This window comes from Pseudomonas violetae (assembly GCF_023072615.1).
In the GTDB taxonomy this organism is placed as follows: domain Bacteria; phylum Pseudomonadota; class Gammaproteobacteria; order Pseudomonadales; family Pseudomonadaceae; genus Aquipseudomonas; species Aquipseudomonas violetae.
Genome location: NZ_JAKNRW010000010.1, coordinates 137,591 through 157,209, shown reverse-complemented (window position 1 = coordinate 157,209; position 19,619 = coordinate 137,591). Strand labels below are relative to the sequence as shown.

The window sequence follows — 19,619 nt, the reverse complement described above, 5'->3', positions numbered from 1 at the left end:
GAAGAACAAAACAGCAGGTGACGTCATGGCCACACCCGAACAATTGCAGCTGCACGCGCCCCTGTCCGGCGTACTGATGCCACTGGACCTGGTGCCGGATCCGGTGTTTTCCAGCCGGGTTATCGGCGATGGGCTGTGTATCGATCCGACTTCCACCACCTTGTGCGCGCCTCTGGCTGGGGTCGTCAGCAATGTGCAGGCCAGTGGTCATGCGATCAGCATCACGGATGAAAACGGCGTGCAAGTTTTGATGCATATCGGCCTCGACACGGTGAACCTTGCAGGAAGAGGCTTTACGCAGCTGGTTGAGGAAGGCCAGCAGGTGGACGTCGGCCAGTCGCTGATTGAGTTCGATGCCGATTTTGTCGCCTTGAATGCCCGCAGCCTGCTGACCTTGATGCTAGTGGTCAGCGGTGAGCCCTTTACTTGGCTGAGCTCGGAAACCGGGACGGTGGACAGCGGCCAGCCGCTGCTGGGGCTGAATCCGCTCGGGCAGGTAGCGGATGAGCAGGTCGCAGAGGAGGCTGAAGCGCTGTTCTCCAGACCGCTGACCCTGCCTAATCCGAATGGCTTGCACGCGCGCCCTGCGGCGGTGTTCGCCCAGGCGGCGAAAGGTTTTGCCGCCAGCATTCATCTGCATAAAAGGCAGGAGAGCGCGAATGCGAAATCCCTGGTGGCGGTCATGGCATTGCAGACGGTGCAGGGCGACATAGTGCAAGTCAGCGCGGTGGGCCCGGATGCGCACGCCGCGATCAGCACGCTGGCCGAGCTGCTGACTGCCGGGTGCGGCGAGGCAGCGGCCGTGACGCCGGAGTTAACGCCAGTGATGGTGCAGGCTTCATCGTCCAAGGTGTTGCGCGGGGTCTGCGCGTCGCCGGGGTCGGCGTTCGGCCATGTATTGCAGATCACCGAGCAGGCCCTTGAGGTGAATGAATGGGGTGAAGGCGCTCACGTTGAGCGTGAACACTTGTCGCGAGCGCTGGCCGAGGCCGTTTCAGCGCTGCAACAACTGCGTGACACCGCCAAGGGTGACGCCCAGGCGGAGATCTTCAAGGCGCACCAGGAGCTGCTTGAAGACCCGGGTTTGCTCGATCTGGCGGATGTGTTGATCGACGAAGGCAAAAGCGCCGGTTTCGCCTGGCGCGCATCCACCGAGGCGACGGCGTCCCTGTTCACGTGTCAGGGCAATGCCCTGCTGGCCGAGCGCGCGGCAGACCTGGCTGATGTCAGTCAACGCGTGATCAAGTTGTTACTTGGCGTACAGAACTGCGAACTGGAGATGCCGGAAGGGGCCATTCTGATTGCCGAGCAACTGACGCCGTCCCAGACCGCCGGGCTCGACACCACCAAAGTGCTGGGTTTCGCCACGGTGGGCGGGGGCGCCACCAGCCATGTCGCCATCCTGGCGCGGGCGTTCGGTTTGCCGGCAATCTGCGGCTTGCCGGTACAGGTGCTGGCGCTGGTCAATGGCACCCAGGTGCTGCTCGACGCCGACAAGGGTGAGTTGCAGCTCGATCCGGATCTGGCTGCCATCGAACAGTTACACGCCAGACGCCAGCTTCAGCAGCAACGCCAGCAGCACGAACTGGCACAGGCGTCGCTGGCAGCCTGTACGCGCGATGGTCATCAGGTCGAGGTGACGGCCAACATCGCGTCGCTGGCGCAAGCCGAGCAGGCGATGGCGCTGGGCGGCGAGGGGGTGGGTTTGCTGCGTTCGGAGTTTCTGTATCTGGATCGCCACCATGCGCCGAGCCATGACGAGCAGGCGTCCACCTACAGTGCCATCGCACGAGCTCTCGGGCCCGCGCGCAATCTGGTAGTGCGTACCCTGGATGTCGGGGGGGACAAGCCGTTGGCCTATGTGCCGATGGACGCTGAGACCAACCCGTTTCTAGGCCTGCGCGGAATTCGACTGTGCCTGGAGCGCCCGCAGCTGTTGCGCGATCAGTTCAAGGCAATTCTCAGCAGTGCCGCGTTGACTCGGCTGCACATCATGTTGCCCATGGTGACCCAGTTGTCGGAACTGCGAATCGCCCGGCAAATGCTTGAGGAGGAGGCGCTAGCCCTGGGGCTTACGGAGTTGCCGAAGCTTGGGATCATGATCGAGGTGCCGGCGGCGGCGTTGATGGCTGATCTGTTTGCCCCCGAAGTGGATTTTTTCTCCATCGGCACCAATGACCTGACTCAATACACCTTGGCCATGGACCGCGACCATCCGCGCCTGGCGAGTCAAGCAGACAGTTTTCATCCTGCAGTGCTGCGCCTCATCGCCAGCACCGTGAAAGCCGCCCACGCCCACGGCAAGTGGGTAGGTGTGTGTGGAGCCCTGGCCTCCGAAACCCTGGCCACGCCATTGTTGCTGGGACTGGGGGTGGATGAGCTATCGGTAAGTGTGCCGTTGATTCCGGCGGTCAAGGCGGCAGTGCGCAGCCTGGAGCTGGTGGAGTGCCAAGCCATTGCCCGGCAGGTCCTGGGCCTGGAAAGTGCCGGGCAGGTACGGGATGCCCTGAGGCGGTATCACGACGCGAAGGTCGATACTTCACTGGTTCTGGAGAACTGAACATGTTCGAAAAAATGCAGCGCGCGTTCTGGAAAGCCCTGACGCCGGATCTGATCATGGATGAACCCACGGTGGCTGCGCCAGTGGCGCCTGGCCTGGCTGCGGATGTGGTGGCAGCCTTGGGGGGGGTGGATAATCTCACGTCGCAACAACCTGTGGCGTTGACCCGGGTACGGGTGGAACTGCGCGATGTCGGGTGGATGAATCGACAGGCCTTGAGTGTGGCTGGTGTGCGGGGTGTGATGGTGCTGGACGGTGGGGTGGTGCATTTGATCGTGGGCCTGGAGTGATCTTTTTTGGGTAGGCCAGCTAACTGCTGCGGCTACCCTTACTGTTTCTCAACCGCAGGTGTATCGTATTCGCCTTTTACCGGCTCCCGGGCCGGTGCAGATACGAGAGGTAGTTGAGTTCATGTCCTTTACCCGTCGCCAAATCCTCGGTGGCCTGGCCGGTCTTGTTGTCGTTGGTCTCGGAGCGGGTGGCGCCTCGCGATACTGGCTGGGCAAGATGGCTGATGCCGAGGCGGGCCATGACTATGAGCTGATCGCGGCACCGCTGGACGTCGAACTGGTACCCGGCCACACCACCGAAGCCTGGGCGTTCGGCCCCTCGGCACCGGGCACCGAACTGCGTGTGCGTCAGGGCGAATGGCTGCGGGTGCGTTTCATCAATCACCTGCCGGTGGCGACTACCATTCACTGGCACGGCATCCGCCTGCCGCTGGAAATGGACGGCGTGCCCTACGTGTCGCAACTTCCGGTATTGCCGGGGGAATACTTCGACTACAAATTCCGCGTGCCCGATGCCGGCAGCTACTGGTATCACCCCCACGTGAACAGCAGTGAAGAGCTCGGTCGAGGCCTGGTCGGCCCGCTGATCGTGGAGGAGCGTGAGCCTACCGGTTTCAAGTATGAAAAAACCTTGAGCCTGAAGAGCTGGCACGTCGATGAAGAGGGCGCGTTTGTTGCGTTCAGTATCCCTCGCGAAGCGGCCCGGGGGGGCACTGCGGGGCGCCTGTCGACCATCAACGGCGTGTCCCAGGCGGTGATCGACTTGCCCGCCGGGCAGATCACCCGCGTGCGCGTACTCAACCTCGATAATACCCTGACCTACCGCCTGAACATTCCGGGCGTTGAAGCGCAGATCTACGCGCTGGATGGCAACCCCATCGAACCGCGCCCGCTGGGCAAGGAATACTGGCTCGGCCCGGGCATGCGCATTTGCCTGGCAATCAAGGCGCCTGCGGCCGGCGAAGAGTTGTCCCTGCGCAACGGCCCGGTCCGCCTGGGGACCTTGCGCTCCGTGGCCAACGCCGACGCACCGACCCAATGGCCGCCCGCACTGCCGGCCAACCCAGTGGCCGAGCCGGACCTGGCCAATGCCGAGAAACTCAACTTCAATTTCGAATGGGTCGGTTCGGTGTCGCTGAACGTCGACAACGGCAAGCCGCCGAGCCTTTGGCAGATCAATGGCCAGGCCTGGGACATCACCGACAAAACTTGCTCCGACCGGCCGATCGCCAAGCTCGAAAAGGGCAAGAGCTATATCTTCGAATTGAAAAACATGACCCAGTACCAGCACCCGATTCACTTGCACGGCATGAGCTTCAAAGTGATCGCCTCAAACCGGCACAAGGTCATTCCGTACTTCACGGACACCTACCTGTTAGGCAAGAACGAGCGCGCGCAGGTGGCCTTGGTGGCGGATAATCCTGGGGTGTGGATGTTTCATTGTCATGTGATCGACCACATGGAAACCGGCCTGATGGCCGCCATCGAGGTGGCGTGATGCGGCAGATTCGCCCTGCAGCGATTATCGATCGCAGCCGTGATCAGGATTTCATGCGCGAAGCGCTGGCCCTCGCTGCCCAAGGTGCGGCACTGGGGGAGGTGCCAGTCGGCGCGGTGCTGGTGCAGGAGGGAGAAATCATCGGTCGGGGCTTCAATTGCCCGATCAGTGGCAACGACCCCAGCGCCCATGCCGAGATGGTCGCGATCCGGGCTGCGGCGTTGGCCGCCAGCAACTACCGCCTGCCAGGCAGCACGCTCTATGTAACCCTGGAACCTTGCAGCATGTGCGCGGGGTTGATTGTGCATTCGCGGATTGCGCGGGTGGTGTATGGCGCTTTGGAGCCCAAGGCGGGGATTGTGCAGAGCCAGGGGCAATTTTTCACCCAGGGCTTTTTGAATCACCGGGTGTTGTTTGAGGGTGGGGTGTTGGCGCAGGAATGCGGTGAGGTGCTCAGCGAGTTCTTCAAGGCCCGCCGGGCCAAGCCCTAATCACCAATCCCCTTGTAGGAGCGAGCTTGCTCGCGATGGTCGTCAACGAAAACGCTGGGAGCCTGATTCCCCACAGCGCTCTCGAGTTCATCGCGAGCAAGCTCGCTCCTACAGGGGGAAGTTTATTTACGGGCCACGATGACCGCGCGCATCGGCGCCGGCAGTCCTTCGATCGTTTTGCTGTGATCCTCGGGGTCGAGAAAATCACTCAGCGACTGATACTTCATCCACTCCGTCCCGCGCTGTTCCTCGACTGTGGTCACGCTCACGTCCACACAGCGAACATCGGTAAACCCGGCACGCCGCAACCAGAGCATCAGCGCCGGCACCGAGGGCAGGAACCACACGTTGCGCATCTGCGCATAACGGTCTTCGGGCACCAGCACCTGCTGCTGATCGCCTTCGATGACCAGGGTCTCCAGCACCAACTCTCCACCCTTGACCAGGCAATCCTTCAGCGCCAGCAAATGTTCGATGGGCGAGCGACGGTGGTAGAACACACCCATGGAAAATACTGTGTCGAAGCCTTCCAGATTGGGGGGCAGGTCTTCGAAAGGAAATGGCAGGTGCCAGGCGTTCGGCTCCGACAGATAGCGTTGCACCGCCTGGAACTGACAGAAAAACAGCCAATTAGGGTCTACGCCGATCACACTGTCGGCACCGGCGCCCAGCATGCGCCACATGTAGTAACCGTTGCCGCAGCCGACATCCAGAATGCGCTTGCCCTTGAGGTCCAGGTGCGGAGCGACCCGCGACCATTTCCAGTCCGAGCGCCACTCGGTGTCGACGTGCACGCCAAACAGGTCGAACGGGCCCTTGCGCCATGGCGACAGGCCCATCAACGCGGTGCGCATTTGAGCCCGGGTGTCGTCGTCGCAGTCGGTGTCCAGCAGCAGGCCGTTCAACAAGTCGACTTCATTGGGCTGAATGTTCGGCAAGGCGTCCAGCGCACTTTGCCAACGCTCCAGATCGCCATGGCCTTTTTCCATTTTCTTGTCGAGCTGGGCTTGCAGCGTGTTGGCCCAATCAGCCAGCGGGGTGCCAGCCAGACGGCGGGCGAGGGGGGACAGATCAATCATGGCAAGGCAATCAACGAGGCAAAGTTAAGACACTGGAACCACGGCACGACTTTCGAGAACCCGGCAGCGAACAGGCGCTCGCGGTGTTCTTCGAGGCTGTCGGGCTTCATGACGTTTTCGATGGCGCTGCGTTTCTGGGCGATTTCCAGTTCGCTGTAGCCGTTGGCGCGCTTGAAGGCCACATGCAGGTCGGTGAGCAGCGCGTGTTCCTGGAGGTCGTTGAAACGCAGCTTCTCCGACAGAATCAACGCGCCACCAGGCAACAGCGCCTGACGGATGCGCGCGAGCAGCGCGGTACGTTGCTCGGGGGCAATGAATTGCAGGGTGAAGTTCAGCGCCACCACCGAGGCCGGCTGGAAGTCGAGCGCCAGGATGTCGCCTTCGATCACCTCCACCGGCAGCAACTCCTGGAACATCGAGTCCTGGCCGTTGAGGTATTCGCGGCAGCGTTCGACCATGGCCGCCGAGTTATCCACAGCGATCACGCGGCAACCGTCGGTGCGCACGTGCCGGCGCAAGGCCTGGGTCACGGCACCGAGGGACGAGCCCAGGTCGTAGAGCACGCTGTTGGGCTGGGCAAACTGCGCGGCGAGCACCCCGAGATTCTCGACGATGGTCGGATAACCCGGCACCGAGCGCTTGATCATGTCCGGGAAAACCCGCACCACGTCCTCGTTGAAGGCGAAGTCAGGCACCTGGGCCAACGGCTGGGCGAAAAGGCGATCGGGTTCTTTGCTCACGGCGGTTCCAGCGGCATGGGTGGAAAAGGCCGGCATTTTAGCCAACTTGGCGCGGGGATGCGCGGGTTGTCTGATAAACCGCCCAATCAAAAGATCGCAGCCTGCGGCAACTCCACATTTGAAATGCGATCTCTGTAGCTGCCGCAGGCTGCGATCTTTTTCTCAGGCGCGGCGCGGTTCGGTGGTGAACGCCGAGGCCGCAATCCCCCACTGCCCCAGCCAATAGCTCAAGATAATCACATAGGGCGCCGCCTCGAACGGCATCACGAAGCGACTGATGCCGATCACGCTGTCGGAAAATACGAACGCCACTGCGCCGGCCGCCGCAAGAATGGCAGAACGTTGCGGCACATCAGTGCCAAGGCGGGCCAATGCGCGCCAGAGCATCGTGCTGATCGCAAGCCCGTAGACGATCACCGGGATCAACAAAGGCCCCAAACCACTGGCGATCAGCATCCCCAGCAACAGGGCACCAACACCCAGGGCCAGGACCAGCGGCACCACTGCCAACCGGCGGCAGTCGCTCAGATAAGCTTTCAGGTACGCCAGATGCGCCACGAGAAAGGCCCCGAGACCAAATACGAACAAATCCATCGGCCATGCCAGCAACACATCGCCCAGCAGGGAGAAAATCAAGCCGAGGCTGATCCAGCGGCGATACTCACTGGGTGGCGCATCGTGTAGCCAACCCAGCAGGGCCAGTACTGGCAACGGCTTGACCAGCAGGCACAGCAGGGTGGCATGCACGCTGACCCCGTAAAGAAAAGTCACTGCGCCCATCAGCGCCAGAATCAGCCAGCCCACGGTCAGTTCACCGAGATCGCGCAGTCGAAGGTGTCTACCGGCAATACTTCCGGCGCCCAGGGTTGCTGTGAGGTCAGGCGCAAGCGTCCGGTACCGGTCGCGAAGGCCTGGAAGCGCCAGGTCGAAATACCCGCACTGCCGACGATCCCGGCGTCTTCCGGGTTGCTGTACACCTCGGGGCTAAGCGCACGCAGCACGCCACCGGCTGAATCCTGAATCGCCCAGCGATAACCCGTGCTCGGGTTGCTCGGCAGGGTCAGGATCAGGTTCTGTCCATTACGCATTTGCACCGGGCATTCGCCTTGTTTTTCCACGGTCACGTTCTGTTTCGGTTGCGTGGTGCAAGCGGCCAGCAAGCAGAGGGCGAGGGGTACAAACAGGCGAGTGGGGGACATAAGGTCAGTGGCTCCGGCGGTTACGACGAACGGCGAGCATAACCGAAGATGAGACAAATTGTGACGCGGAGGAGCTACGGACGCGGCCTCTGGTACCTGTTTCGCGCCCGTAGATGTGCAGTCCGGCTTAATTCGCAGTGGTATAAGTGAGGTGACTTTGAAATTTTCCGGAAAGCTCGATGTTTTTACCGGTCCTCAAGGACTTCACGGTTAGATTGAAGGTGGTGACAAGATAGCCAATGTTATCAGGCGAGTTGCCCAAAAGGACAAAAGTGACTGTGCCTTCCGTTGCGGTGTAATGCTCAGGGGGTTGAATGCCCAGTTCATTGTTAAGCGCTTCATGAAAATTTGCTGCAAGGAAGGGGCTCCCTTGCGCGAGTGTGTGAGTGCCAGTTGTAATGTCTTTGCTAAAAGTAAACGACAGGTGCTTTTCGCTAGGAAGGCTCCGGTTCTGATAAAAACCAACCGTCGTTTCGTTCGGTATTAAAAGACGTAACTCCAGATCATTTGAGTCGAACTCGATCCGGCCATCGCCGCTGAACATCATGTTGCCATCTACGGTGAAAAGTTCACCGGTGGAGGGTTTGGTTTTCTCGGTGCTCATGGGCTAATTCCCTGTTGATAAAGCATTTGCGAGTGGGAAGTATAGTGATTGATTAAATAGGGGTAACTGTCATATCTGACAGTTGTTTAGCTTTATTCGGAATAAGCGAGTCGTTCGCCAGTACACCGGCAGTGCATGCATGCTGGCGAACATTCAGTCAGAACAAAATCTTCGTCACATCGCCCAGTTGCCCGGTGAACTTGAAACCACGGTTGAGCGTATGGATGCGTGTCGCGTCGATGGGCAAGGTGGCGCCGCCCATACGGGTCCAGGCCCGGCCAGTGATGACGCCTGTGCCGGAGAGCAATTGCTCGTTGCGCAACACCGGCCTTTTCCAGCAGTTCCGGCCAATATTTTCGGTCAGTTTCAGGTGTTTTTCAGAGAAAATTCGAACAGGCCGTCAGATGAAAATTCAACATTTTGCCGATCTCTGAACTTGATTTCAAAACGGCCACGGTATCCCTGAGCATCGGCGTCCACCGCGAGATCAATGGTCCCCCCAGTTGCCCAGAAGGTTGTGTGCGCCGGGAAATTTTCAGTAAAGGCAATTTGAATCAGTTGGTTTGGCATGTTCAGTTGGTAAATACCGCTTTTGATGTGTTTAGGCAAATAAAGATCAAAGGCGCGGTCCTGAGGGGTATTGTTTTCGCCGGCTTTGAAAATAGCCAAAATCTCACGGGATCCGACGCTGGTGTAAAGCACTTCAGAGTTGAATGCCTCACGATCGTCAACCGTGGCATTCAAGTAGTTTTGCGGGCAGCACTGGCGATAGTGGATGCCGGTATTGATTCGGCTGTCGATGAGGCTTCTACGTTGTTCGATGTCCATGGGCTTTTATCTCAAGGCGTAAAGGAACCTTGAATGTACAGTCAGCGTTCAAGTGCAGGTACTGATATAAATAGCGGGTTAGGGTGGCAAGGTGTTTCAAATGTTATCCATGGGGAAATGGAGGCGTCCAGGTAACTTGGTCTGACCGTCTCAGCAATATAGGGTACGTTTCAGCTCAGCCGGCAAGAATGGGTAAATCCTTAGTCCAGTTCGAAACATGGGTGACGCCATGACTGTCCGTATGAGTTTGCCTGGCCTTCAATACATACGAACCGGCTGTCAGCGCCCAATTAGGGTTGGCCTTCCAGAAGCCCCCACCATCAGGTTTGATGCTGGTTTTGTACGTGCCTGTGGGGAGTGGGCTTACTTTGATCAATTCGATATCGACCAGGCTGCTGCCATAGAACGCAGTTCCTTCGATAGTTTGTTCGATCAGAGGCAGAGACTCTCCCTCGAGCGGTTTTTTTATGACGGGAGGGGCGAGCAATTGTCGGTAATGTATTGTTTCGCTGGGTAGTGAGGTTTCTGCTGGCCAATGCTTCATTTGCCTGACCCTGATCCAGACATCCCCAGGTTTGTCTAAACCCGCTCCTTCAGGTGTGAAGCTCCAGGTTCCGTCCTGCTTAACCTCTGTCCCGGCTTGCCACTTATCTGCACTCCAAAAACTGAAGTTGAATTCAATGAAGGCGCCGGGGGTGCCTGTCCCTTGGAGTAGCAGTTTTTCAACTTCTTCTGCCTGCTTTGGGCTCACGATGGTTGGAGGGGGTAATGGCGAACTATCGGTCATGATTACGCTCACTAGGGTGGGGTTCGAGCAACCTTTTTATCAAGCTTTGGGGGTGGGCTCCACCTGTTAGAAGTGTCAGTTCCGACAGGTGGTGTCAGGGCTTTATACTGTTAAATTAAAACAATATTTTCGCGACGTCCGCGAACCGCTTGGCAAAGTGCACGGTAATTCCTTCTTTCAAGTAATCCGGTAATTCGTCAAAACTGCCACGGTTAGGTTCCGGCAATATCAATTCGAAAATCTTCTGTCGCCGCGCAGCAATCACTTTCTCGCGCACTCCGCCAATGGGCAGTACATGCCCGGTCAAGGTCAGTTCACCCGTCATCGCCACGCCTTTTTTCGGCGGCTGGTTGCGCGCCAGGGACAGCAGGGCGCTGGCCATGGTTACGCCCGCGCTTGGGCCGTCCTTGGGGGTGGCACCCTCTGGAACGTGCAAGTGCACAAAGGCTTCGTCGAAAAACTTCGGATCGCCGCCAAAAGACTTCAGGTTTGAGCTGACGTAGCTGTAGGCAATTTCTGCCGATTCTTTCATCACGTCACCCAGTTGCCCGGTGAGCTTGAAGCCGCGGTTGAGCGTATGGATGCGTGTCGCCTCGATCGGCAAGGTGGCGCCGCCCATGCTGGTCCAGGCCAGGCCGGTGATGACGCCTGTGCCGGAGAGCACTTGCTCATTGCGGAACACCGGGTGACCGAGGGAGGCTTCGAGGTCTTTGGGGCCGAGCTTGATCACGGCCTTCGGCTCGTCGATAAGCTTGACTACCGCCTTGCGCACCAGTTTACCCAGTTGTTTTTCCAGCTGACGAACCCCGGCCTCCCGGGCGTAGCCATCGATCAACGCTCTCAACGCGCTGTCGCTGATCGACAGGCTGCCTTTGGAAACACCGGCCTTTTCCAGCTGTTTCGGCCACAGGTGCCGCTTGGCGATGGCGATCTTTTCTTCGGTGATATAGCCCGACAGGCGAATCACTTCCATCCGGTCCAGCAGCGGGCCGGGAATTGAATCCAGGGTGTTGGCGGTACACACGAACAGGACTTTGGACAAGTCCATGCGCAAGTCCAGGTAATGGTCGAGGAATTCGACGTTCTGTTCCGGGTCCAGGGTTTCCAGCAGCGCCGAGGCCGGATCGCCCTGGTAGCTCTGGCCCATCTTGTCGATCTCGTCGAGCATGATCACCGGGTTCATCACTTCGACGTCTTTAAGCGCCTGCACCAGCTTGCCCGGTTGCGCGCCGATGTAGGTGCGCCGATGGCCCTTGATCTCGGCTTCGTCGCGCATGCCGCCAAGGCTGAAGCGATAGAACGGGCGGCCGAGGGATTCGGCGATGGATTTGCCGACGCTGGTCTTGCCCACACCGGGCGGGCCGACCAGCAGCACAATGGAGCCGCTGATTTCGCCTTTATAGGCACCCACGGCGAGGAATTCGAGGATGCGATCCTTGATGTCGTCGAGGCCGGCATGGTGTTTGTCCAGGACCTTGCGGGCACGCTTGAGGTCGAGCTTGTCCTCGCCGTAGACGCCCCAAGGCACCGAGGTCGCCCAATCGAGGTAGTTGCGGGTGACCGCATACTCCGGCGAGCCGGTTTCGAGGATCGACAGCTTGTTCATTTCTTCGGCAATACGTTTCTGCGCCTGGGCGGACAGCACCTTACCTTCCAGACGCTGCTCGAACTGTTCTATGTCGGCGCTACGATCGTCCTTGGTCAGGCCCAGCTCCTGCTGGATGACCTTCAACTGCTCCTTTAGGAAGAACTCGCGCTGGTGTTCACCGATCTTGCGGTTCACCTCGGCAGAAATTTCCTTCTGCAGGCGTGCGACTTCGACTTCCTTGCGCAACATCGGCAGGACTTTTTCCATGCGCTTGAGCATCGGCACACAGTCGAGCACTTCCTGCAGCTCGTTGCCGGTGGCGGAAGTGAGTGCGGCGGCGAAGTCGGTCAGCGGGGAAGGATCGTTGGGGCTGAAGCGATTGAGGTAGTTCTTCAGCTCTTCGCTGTACAGCGGGTTGAGCGGCAACAGTTCCTTGATCGCATTGATGAGCGCCATGCCGTAGGCCTTGACCTCATCGGTCGGCTCGGTGGGTTGATGCGGGTATTCGACTTCCACCAGGTACGGTGGGCGGTGGTGCTTGAGCCAGGTGCGGATACGCACGCGGGTCAGGCCTTGGGCGACGAACTGCAGCTTGCCGTTTTCGCGGCTGGCGTGGTGCACCTTGACCAGCGTGCCGTAGAGCGGCAGGGCCGAGGTGTCGAAGTGGCGCGGGTCTTCCTGGGGCGTGTCCATGTAGAACAGGGCCAGGGAGTGATGCTCGGATTTGCTGACCAGATCCAGGGTTTCAGCCCAGGGTTCCTCATTGACGATGACCGGCAGTACTTGAGCCGGGAAGAACGGGCGGTTGTGGATCGGGATGATGTAGACCTTGTCCGGCAGGTTCTGGCCGGGCAGTGCGAGGCCTTTGCCGGTGGAGTGATGCTCGGCGTTCTCGGGGTCGGCGTATTCGCTGAGGTCTTCAGGGAATTCTTGCTGGTCGCTCATGGGGCACCTGCGCAATGGGATATGGATCTTAGATGGGGCAGGTGGCGGGTGGTTTCAATGGCAGGGGCAATATCGACAGGTAGTGGCGGCTCGCTCCCACAGGGGGGGCTGTGGTGGTCATAAAAAAGGCGACTCCCTCGCGGGAGTCGCCTTTGGTTACTGCCGCTAAAAATTACTCGGACAGTTTGTAAGCAATCACGTAGTCACCCTGCTTGGTGCCCAGCGAGCCGTGACCGCCGGCCACGACCAGCACGTACTGCTTGCCGTCCTTGCCGGTATAGGTCATCGGCGTGGTTTGCGCGCCAGCTGGCAGGCGGCCTTCCCACAACTGCTTACCGTTTTTCATGTCGTAGGCACGCAGGTACTGGTCGAGGGTGCCGCTCAGGAAGCCCACGCCACCGGCGGTGACAAATGTGCCGCCAAGGCTCGGTACGCCCATGCTCAGCGGGATCGGAACCGGCGAGCTATCGCGCACGGTGCCGTTCTTGTGCTTCCACAGGACTTTCGAGGTGGTCAGGTCGACCGCCGCCACGTAGCCCCAGGCCGGCGCCTGGCACGGCAGGCCCATTGGCGACAACAGTGCTTCGAGGACGACGCCGTATGGCGCGCCTTTGTTTGGCTGCACACCTTCGGTTTCGCTTTTACGCGGGCCTTGGGCAGCGATTTCGGCGGCCGGGATCAATTTCGATTTGAACGCCATGTAGCTTGGGTTCACGAAAGCGATCTGGCGCACCGGGTCAACCGAGATACCGCCCCAGTCGAACACGCCGAAGTTACCTGGATAGACAATCGAACCCTGTAGCGATGGCGGTGTGAACGGGCCGTCGTAGCGCATGGATTGGAAGTCGATCCGGCAGATCAGTTGATCGAACGGAGTCACGCCCCACATGTCACGTTCCTGCAGCGGCGGTGGCATGAGGTTGAGGTCGGATTTCGGCTGGGTTGGCGAAGTGTGATCACCTTCAACAGCGCCCTGCGGAACCGGCACTTCGTTGATCGGCACGATCGGCTTGCCGGTGCTGCGGTCCAGCACGTAGATGCTGCCCTGTTTGGTGGACGCGAGTACCGCGGGCTTCACGCCGTCCGCAGTTTTCAGGTCCATCAGGGTCGGCTGGCCACCCACGTCCATGTCCCACAGGTCATGGTGGGTGAACTGCATGTGCCAGCGCACCTGGCCGGTGGCGATGTCCAGCGCGGTCAGGCCGGCAGCGTGCAGTTCCGACTCAGGGGTACGCGCGCCACCGAACTGATCCGGGGTCTGGTTGCCCATTGGCAGGTAGAGCATGCCGAGTTTTTCGTCGACGGCGAACATCGACCACATGTTTGGCGAGTTGCGGGTGTAGACCTGGCCTTCGGCAATCGGCGTGGTGTCATCCGGGTTGCCGCTGTCCCAGTTCCACACCAGCTTGCCAGTGTGCACGTCGAACGCGCGGATCACGCCGCTTGGCTCGTCGGTGGAAACGTTGTCGGTGACGTGACCACCAATCACTACCAGGTCTTTGGTGACGGCTGGTGGCGAGGTGGAGTAGTAACCGCCGGCATTGAAGCCGCCGATGTTGGCGCTGAGGTCAACCTGGCCACCGTTACCGAAGTCTTCGCACATCTTGCCGGTGTCGGCATTCAGGGCGATCAAGCGGGTGTCGGCGGTTGGCAGGAAGATGCGACGCGGGCAGGCGTTGCTGGCCGGTGCAGGGCTGGCAGTACCCGTCGGGCTCTGCTCGGAAGCGTAGACGGCGTCGTCGTGATACGACACGCCGCGGCAGGTCATGTGCGCCCATCCCTTGAAGTTCGCCGCGTTCTGCGTGGAGAGCTTCGGATCGAAACGCCAGATTTCCTTGCCGGTGTCCGGATCAAGGGCGATCACCTGGCTGTGCGGCGTGCACACGTACAGCATGCCGTTGACTTTCAGCGGGGTGTTTTCCGCAGTCGTTTCGCCAGGATCGTTCGGCCCCGGGAGGTCACCGGTGCGGAACTCCCAGGCTGGAACCAGCTTGTGGACATTTTCCGGGGTGATCTGCGCCAGTGGCGAATAGCGATCGCCGTGGGCGCTACGGCCGTAGGAGTTCCAGTCACCGTCCGGCATGTCCGGGGCGGTATTGGCCATGCCCGGCACGCTGTCGCGGTCCAGCTGGCCCTTGATTTCACCCGGGTTGGTGAATTGGCTGGCCAGTGCGGCTGCGCCTGCTATCACCACGGCCACGGCCAGAACGCCGGTGGTCAGCGGGCCAGTGCCTTCGCGTACCATCGGACGGCGGAACCACGGCAGCAACATGACGATGCCCAAGGCAAACAGCAGCGCCAGGCGTGGTACCAGTTGCCACCAGTCGAGGCCAACTTCCCACAGCGACCAGACGGTGCTGGCAAACAGCACCAGTGCGTACAGGCCAAGCGCAGCACGGCGTGCGGCGATCAGCAGGGCGCCGGTCAGCGTCAGGCCGATACCGGCCAGCAGGTAGTAAAGCGAGCCGCCCAGCATGCTCAGCTTGATTCCCCCGGCCAGCATGGCCAGGCCCATTAGCAAAAGCAGAATGCCGAGCAGTGTCGGCAATAGACGGCTTCGACTTAAAGCACCATCAGTGCTCATAGTGTGGTTCTCCGTGACGTTTTAAGTAGTCCCGCGCAAGTTCACTGTAGATGACGATCTGGCGTGGGCATGGTTCAGATAAAAAACCGCCCCCTGTAGGAGCGAGCTCGCTCGCGATGGTCGTTAACGATGACGCTGGGTGTCTGGTGCCCTGCGGTGTTCTCGGGTCCATCGCGAGCAAGCTCGCTCCTGCAGTGGGGGTGTGGTGTGCTTTAGAACGAAGACTGGATCTTGATCCCGCCAATCAACGCGTCATCGACCTGGTCGACGCCACCCGGGTGGCGGATGTACTGCAGGTTCGGGCGCACGGTCAGCCAATGGGTGAGGTGCACGCCGTAGTAGAGTTCGGCGCTGTATTCGGTGTCTTGCGGCGGCAGGAACGTCGGGTCGTCGAAATCGGACACGGCGCGCGCCTGATTGGTCGCCTCGGCATTCTTGCGATACGCCGGGTTGACGTGGACGCGAGCCATGGCGAAACCGATATCGTCCTTGGCCCGTGCATCGAATAGCCCCTTGTAGACGACCCCGGCCTGGACATAGTTGTCGATGGCGTTGGTCTTCTTGTCATGCATCGTGCCGTTGGCGAAGATGCTCAGGCCCCGGGAGTTGTCGCTGGCCCGGCTGGTCAGTTGCTGTTGCACGCCAAGCCACACGCCGTGCTTGCTCGAGGCACTGCGGTAGGCCTCGCCGCTCAGGGCTGCCGGCTGACCATTGCTGTCCTTGTAGGCGTCGGTGGCCTTGGCGTTGCTGTAGTAATAACCGGCGCGGTACTCGCCTGGCAGGCCATTGACCTTCGGCGACCACACCAGTTCCACCGGCAGGATCGCCCCCTGGGTACCGCTGCCACTGAGTTTGAAGCCATTGTTGCGGTCCAGGTTGGACGGGTTCTGCTCGTAGGCACCGACCTGCGCATACAGCGCTGGCGTCAGGTGATATTTGACGCGCAGCGCCCATTGGCTGACCGGCCAGTTGTACCAGATACCACCGACCCAGTTGCCTACCTGGGAGCCACAGAACGCCAGGTTCTGGAAGTCGCACGGGAAGCTGTTGAAGTCTTCGCCTTCACCGAAACGACCGGCCTTGATGTCGAGTTTCTGGTCGAAGAATTTCTGTTGATACCACATTTGCGTCAGGCGCCAGGTCTGCCCGCGGCCCCAGACTTCCTGGGCCGACGTGAACCCGCCGACGCGCGGGTCGTTGATGCGGTCGTTGCTGATATTGTTGCCGCTGCGCTCGGTGACGGTCAGCTGGAATTCGGCCGCGTCCCAGCCGAGAATTTTCTGCAGGTCCAGGTGGGTGCCCAGACCGAACTGGTCGCTGTAGCGCGCCGTGCGATCGTGGTCGTAGCCGCCGTGCAGGTTACTGCCCATTTCGCCGGTGTAATCGACTTTGAAGTCGTAGCCTTTTTGCGCAAGCTCGGTGCGACTGCCGTTCCAGTCACCGAGCATCCAGGGTGACTCGCTGTCGAAGGCGGGAGCGGCCTGGGCACAGGCAGCCAGGCTCATTGCGGTAAAGCCGCTGATCAGGCAAGGCATTTTCAGGCGGGCAACAGGCGTTCGGACAGCGCTGTCTTGCGAAATTGGCAAATCGGGCATGGGAAGAAATTCTTGATCTTTTTCTGGGGGATGAACTGAAAACAGCAAGGGGTGGAGCAGGCAGCGGAAGCGTTTCAGCCGGGACGGGCGTAAGGATAATGTTCTGTTACAAATAGCGAAAGGGCTTTTCCTGACATGCTGCCTTTCAAAATCGGTAACAGTCCATGGCACCAAGGCTACATTTAGCAGGCCGCACACAGATCACTTCCCCCCGACGAAGCCCTCGGCTAAGGTGCGCGGCTTCCAATTCCCACTTCGCTCGAAGGCCCGGCATGACCGAACAGAACAACAACCCGCTGCACGGCGTGACGCTGGAGCAGATCCTCAATGCCCTGGTTGAGCACTATGAATGGTCGGGGCTGGCCGAACGCATCGACATTCGCTGCTTCAAGAGCGACCCGAGCATCAAGTCGAGCCTGACCTTCCTGCGCAAGACCCCGTGGGCGCGGGAGAAGGTCGAACACTTGTATATAAAGCTGATGCGCACCAAGCGGCCGCTCTGAGCATGGTCAACCCGTGTGCCACTCGGCGTTGTTTCGTCGCCGTTGCCGCCCTCCTTGGGTGGGCAGGGCTGAGCATTCAGCTGTATCTGATTCTGTACTCACGCTGGAGCATTGAAGCCAGTCTGCTGGGCGGGCTGATGAGTTTCTTCAGCTTCTTCACGGTGCTGAGCAACACCCTGGTGGCGACCGTGCTGACCTGCGAGTGGACTTCCCGGCCATCGGCCATGCGGCGCTGGTTCCTGCAGCCGTGGGTGGCCAGCGCGGTGGCAGTGAGCATTGCGGTGGTGGGCCTGACCTACAGCGCACTGCTGCGCCACTTATGGCATCCCGAAGGCTGGCAGTTTCTGGCCGATGAGTTGCTGCACGACGTCATGCCCGTGTTATTTCTGGGCTATTGGTGGTGGTGTGTACCCAAAGGCACATTGCGCCTGCGACACATTGGCCTCTGGGTGATTTACCCCCTGCTGTATTTCGCCTACTCGCTGCTTCGCGGGCATGAGCTGGCGGTGTATCCCTATCCGTTCATTGACGTGGACAAGCTGGGTTATCCACAGGTGTTTCTCAATGCGGCCGGTTTACTGGTGGGGTTTGTGTTGATTTCCCTGGTGGTGATCGGCCTGGACCGCTGGCGTCATTCCTCGTCGCTGTCATCCAGACGCCAGTAGCCGACCGCCTTGACAAATTTCTCGTCCAGGCCGTGCTCGTCCAGCAATACCCGGCGGATCTGTCGTGACATTTTGGACTCTGTTGCCACCCACGCATAAAGACTGCCGCCGGGTATGGTCAATTGTTTCACGGTCGTCAACAGGTGATCCTGACCGCCCTCGCGCAACACCCAGATCACGTCGACTTGGGCTGGACTTTCCAGCCGTTGCTGCTCGGCACCGTTCTCCACTTCGATCACCACCAGTGCCCGCCGATTCGGCGCCAGGCCTTCCAGGCGCCGGGCAATGGCCGGCAGGGCGGTTTCGTCGCCGATCAACAGGTAGCTGTCGAAGATGTCCGGCACGATCATCGAACCCCGTGGCCCGCCAATGTGCAGGAATTGCCCTGGCTTGGCCTGTTCGGCCCAAGTCGAAGCAGGGCCGTCGCCGTGCAGGACGAAGTCGATGTCCAGTTCGAGGGCATCAAGGTCGTAGCGGCGTGGGGTGTAGTCGCGCATGGCCGGCATCGGGCCGTTGTCCTTGCCGGCGCCGAGCACCAGGTTTTCCATGGCGGCTTGTTCTGCAGCGTTCTGCGGGAACAGCAGCTTGACGTGGTCGTCGGCGCCGAGGCTGACAAAACCGGCCAATTGGGGCCCTCCCACAGTGATGCGACGCATCCTCGGGGTCAGGTCCACCACGCGCAGGACTTCCAGGCGGCGACGTTTGATTTCGTGCATCACGCGGTGAATCGTTTGGGTATCAACTGCGGTCATTCGGTTTTCTCCTGTACGGGTTGAACGGCAGGGCCGTCGACGATGGCTTTGGCGGTGTCGTTGAGCAGCGCACTGACTCGCTGGATCTCTAGCGCGCTCCAGCGCCCGTGGTGCAGCTGCAAAGCGTGGCGCAAGTTGTGCACCGCTTCGTGGATTTCCGGCGGACGATCATGGCCGCGCAGCGAGCGTTTGCTCACATCAATGCGTGTGCGTACGCCTTCAAGCGCAATCGCTTGCTCACTCAAGGACAGACGTCCGGCGTCGGTCACGCTGTAGCGTTTTTTCCCGCCTTCAGCGTCGCCCTGGATCATCTCGCTCTCTTCCAGGAAGGTCAGGGTCGGGTAGATCACCCCAGGGCTGGGGCTGTAGGCGCCGTCGAACATGCCTTCAATTTGGCGGATCAGGTCATAGCCGTGGCAGGGCTGTTCGGCGATCAATGCGAGCAGCAGCAATTTAAGGTCGCCCGGGGCAAATACCCGTGGGCCGCGGCCGCCGCGTTCCCGGCCAGGGCGTTTTTCGAAGCCGTCACGGCCGTCGCCGTGGTCGCGGTGGGGGGCATGATGGTCTCTCATCGGCGTCTTCTCTCGTCGTGTTTAGATACAACGTAAGATATATCTTATGCCAGACGCAAGGGGAACGGACCAGCGGTCAAGGCCTTCGTCTTGTAGGAAATTGCCAGGCACATCGAAAAATGCCTGTTGTAATTTAGAGTTATTAGTCTAATTATGCGATCAAGATTTATATATAAGTTATGAAACTCCCGGAAATAAAGGGCTTTATCACTGTGTGCTTTTTTAGTTAAAACTGTGTGTAGTATTGTTCTGACGGTAAAACAAGTTAAATGTTGTTTTCCCCGTATTTTTCCTGCGGGTTGTGATGCACTTTTACTACATGGTTATCGGAAGTTACGT

The 19,619-nt window shown here is 59.8% G+C and carries 18 protein-coding genes and 1 pseudogene; 6 read left to right on the top strand and 13 right to left on the bottom strand.

Annotation, left to right across the window (positions count from 1 at the left end):
* The first annotated feature begins 25 nt into the window (after window positions 1–25).
* The 4 genes from ptsP to tadA all read left to right on the top strand — a co-directional run bounded on the left by ptsP (window position 26) and on the right by tadA (window position 4,839).
* Entirely contained in the window at window positions 26–2,560 is a 2,535-nt protein-coding gene (gene ptsP / locus L9059_RS14930) for a phosphoenolpyruvate--protein phosphotransferase (RefSeq protein ID WP_247291796.1), read from the top strand.
* 2 nt (window positions 2,561–2,562) lie between these two features.
* Window positions 2,563–2,850 (top strand): PTS sugar transporter subunit IIB, encoded by a 288-nt coding sequence (locus L9059_RS14925; RefSeq protein ID WP_247291778.1) that lies wholly within the window; start codon window positions 2,563–2,565, stop codon window positions 2,848–2,850.
* A 121-nt stretch (window positions 2,851–2,971) separates the two neighbouring features.
* Window positions 2,972–4,348, top strand: coding sequence for a multicopper oxidase family protein (locus L9059_RS14920; RefSeq protein WP_247291777.1), 1,377 nt, complete (start codon window positions 2,972–2,974; stop codon window positions 4,346–4,348).
* A complete protein-coding gene (gene tadA, locus L9059_RS14915) occupies window positions 4,348–4,839 on the top strand; it encodes a tRNA adenosine(34) deaminase TadA (RefSeq protein ID WP_247291776.1) in 492 nt (163 codons plus the stop codon). Before L9059_RS14920 ends, tadA begins: the two co-directional genes overlap by 1 nt.
* Before the next feature lie 122 nt (window positions 4,840–4,961).
* Here the strand turns inward: tadA and cmoB are convergent, their stop codons facing one another.
* The 11 genes and pseudogenes from cmoB to L9059_RS14860 all read right to left on the bottom strand — a co-directional run bounded on the left by cmoB (window position 4,962) and on the right by L9059_RS14860 (window position 16,788).
* A complete protein-coding gene (gene cmoB, locus L9059_RS14910) occupies window positions 4,962–5,918 on the bottom strand; it encodes a tRNA 5-methoxyuridine(34)/uridine 5-oxyacetic acid(34) synthase CmoB (protein ID WP_247291775.1) in 957 nt (318 codons plus the stop codon).
* Window positions 5,915–6,694 (bottom strand): carboxy-S-adenosyl-L-methionine synthase CmoA, encoded by a 780-nt coding sequence (cmoA, locus tag L9059_RS14905; RefSeq protein WP_247291774.1) that lies wholly within the window; start codon window positions 6,692–6,694, stop codon window positions 5,915–5,917. The genes cmoB and cmoA overlap by 4 nt, the downstream gene beginning before the upstream one ends.
* Before the next feature lie 126 nt (window positions 6,695–6,820).
* The gene (locus tag L9059_RS14900; protein ID WP_247291773.1) at window positions 6,821–7,462 is read right to left on the bottom strand and encodes a lysoplasmalogenase; all 642 of its coding nucleotides are present in this window, start codon (window positions 7,460–7,462) and stop codon (window positions 6,821–6,823) included.
* A gap of 2 nt (window positions 7,463–7,464) precedes the next feature.
* Window positions 7,465–7,857 (bottom strand): protease inhibitor I42 family protein, encoded by a 393-nt coding sequence (locus L9059_RS14895; protein ID WP_247291772.1) that lies wholly within the window; start codon window positions 7,855–7,857, stop codon window positions 7,465–7,467.
* Between the two features lie 127 nt (window positions 7,858–7,984).
* Complete coding sequence (locus L9059_RS14890; protein WP_247291771.1) at window positions 7,985–8,461, bottom strand: hypothetical protein; 477 nt, start codon at window positions 8,459–8,461, stop codon at window positions 7,985–7,987.
* Window positions 8,462–8,630: 169 nt separating this feature from the next.
* A pseudogene (locus tag L9059_RS14885) lies at window positions 8,631–8,810 on the bottom strand (S16 family serine protease); the annotation flags it as partial.
* Between the two features lie 17 nt (window positions 8,811–8,827).
* Window positions 8,828–9,289 (bottom strand): hypothetical protein, encoded by a 462-nt coding sequence (locus L9059_RS14880; protein WP_247291770.1) that lies wholly within the window; start codon window positions 9,287–9,289, stop codon window positions 8,828–8,830.
* Window positions 9,290–9,464: 175 nt separating this feature from the next.
* Complete coding sequence (locus tag L9059_RS14875) at window positions 9,465–10,076, bottom strand: hypothetical protein (RefSeq protein WP_247291769.1); 612 nt, start codon at window positions 10,074–10,076, stop codon at window positions 9,465–9,467.
* 115 nt (window positions 10,077–10,191) lie between these two features.
* The gene (gene lon, locus L9059_RS14870) at window positions 10,192–12,609 is read right to left on the bottom strand and encodes an endopeptidase La (RefSeq protein ID WP_247291768.1); all 2,418 of its coding nucleotides are present in this window, start codon (window positions 12,607–12,609) and stop codon (window positions 10,192–10,194) included.
* 172 nt (window positions 12,610–12,781) lie between these two features.
* On the bottom strand, window positions 12,782–15,193 hold the full coding sequence (locus tag L9059_RS14865) for a glucose/quinate/shikimate family membrane-bound PQQ-dependent dehydrogenase (protein ID WP_247291767.1): 2,412 nt from the start codon (window positions 15,191–15,193) through the stop codon (window positions 12,782–12,784).
* A 212-nt stretch (window positions 15,194–15,405) separates the two neighbouring features.
* Window positions 15,406–16,788 carry a carbohydrate porin gene (locus L9059_RS14860; RefSeq protein ID WP_247291766.1) on the bottom strand — a complete coding sequence of 461 codons (1,383 nt, stop codon included), beginning with the start codon at window positions 16,786–16,788 and terminating at the stop codon, window positions 15,406–15,408.
* A gap of 272 nt (window positions 16,789–17,060) precedes the next feature.
* Here L9059_RS14860 and L9059_RS14855 point away from each other — a divergent pair, with 272 nt between their 5' ends.
* Together L9059_RS14855 and L9059_RS14850 are read left to right on the top strand one after the other, a co-directional pair.
* Window positions 17,061–17,291, top strand: coding sequence for a VF530 family protein (locus tag L9059_RS14855; RefSeq protein WP_247291765.1), 231 nt, complete (start codon window positions 17,061–17,063; stop codon window positions 17,289–17,291).
* A 2-nt stretch (window positions 17,292–17,293) separates the two neighbouring features.
* A complete protein-coding gene (locus L9059_RS14850; protein WP_247291764.1) occupies window positions 17,294–17,956 on the top strand; it encodes a Pr6Pr family membrane protein in 663 nt (220 codons plus the stop codon).
* Here the strand turns inward: L9059_RS14850 and L9059_RS14845 are convergent.
* Both L9059_RS14845 and L9059_RS14840 read right to left on the bottom strand, forming a co-directional pair.
* Complete coding sequence (locus L9059_RS14845) at window positions 17,923–18,708, bottom strand: siderophore-interacting protein (protein ID WP_247291763.1); 786 nt, start codon at window positions 18,706–18,708, stop codon at window positions 17,923–17,925. The genes L9059_RS14850 and L9059_RS14845 overlap by 34 nt on opposite strands.
* Window positions 18,705–19,280: a PadR family transcriptional regulator gene (locus tag L9059_RS14840; RefSeq protein WP_247291762.1), complete on the bottom strand. Its 576-nt coding sequence runs from the start codon at window positions 19,278–19,280 to the stop codon at window positions 18,705–18,707. Before L9059_RS14840 ends, L9059_RS14845 begins: the two co-directional genes overlap by 4 nt.
* Window positions 19,281–19,619 lie beyond the last annotated feature (339 nt).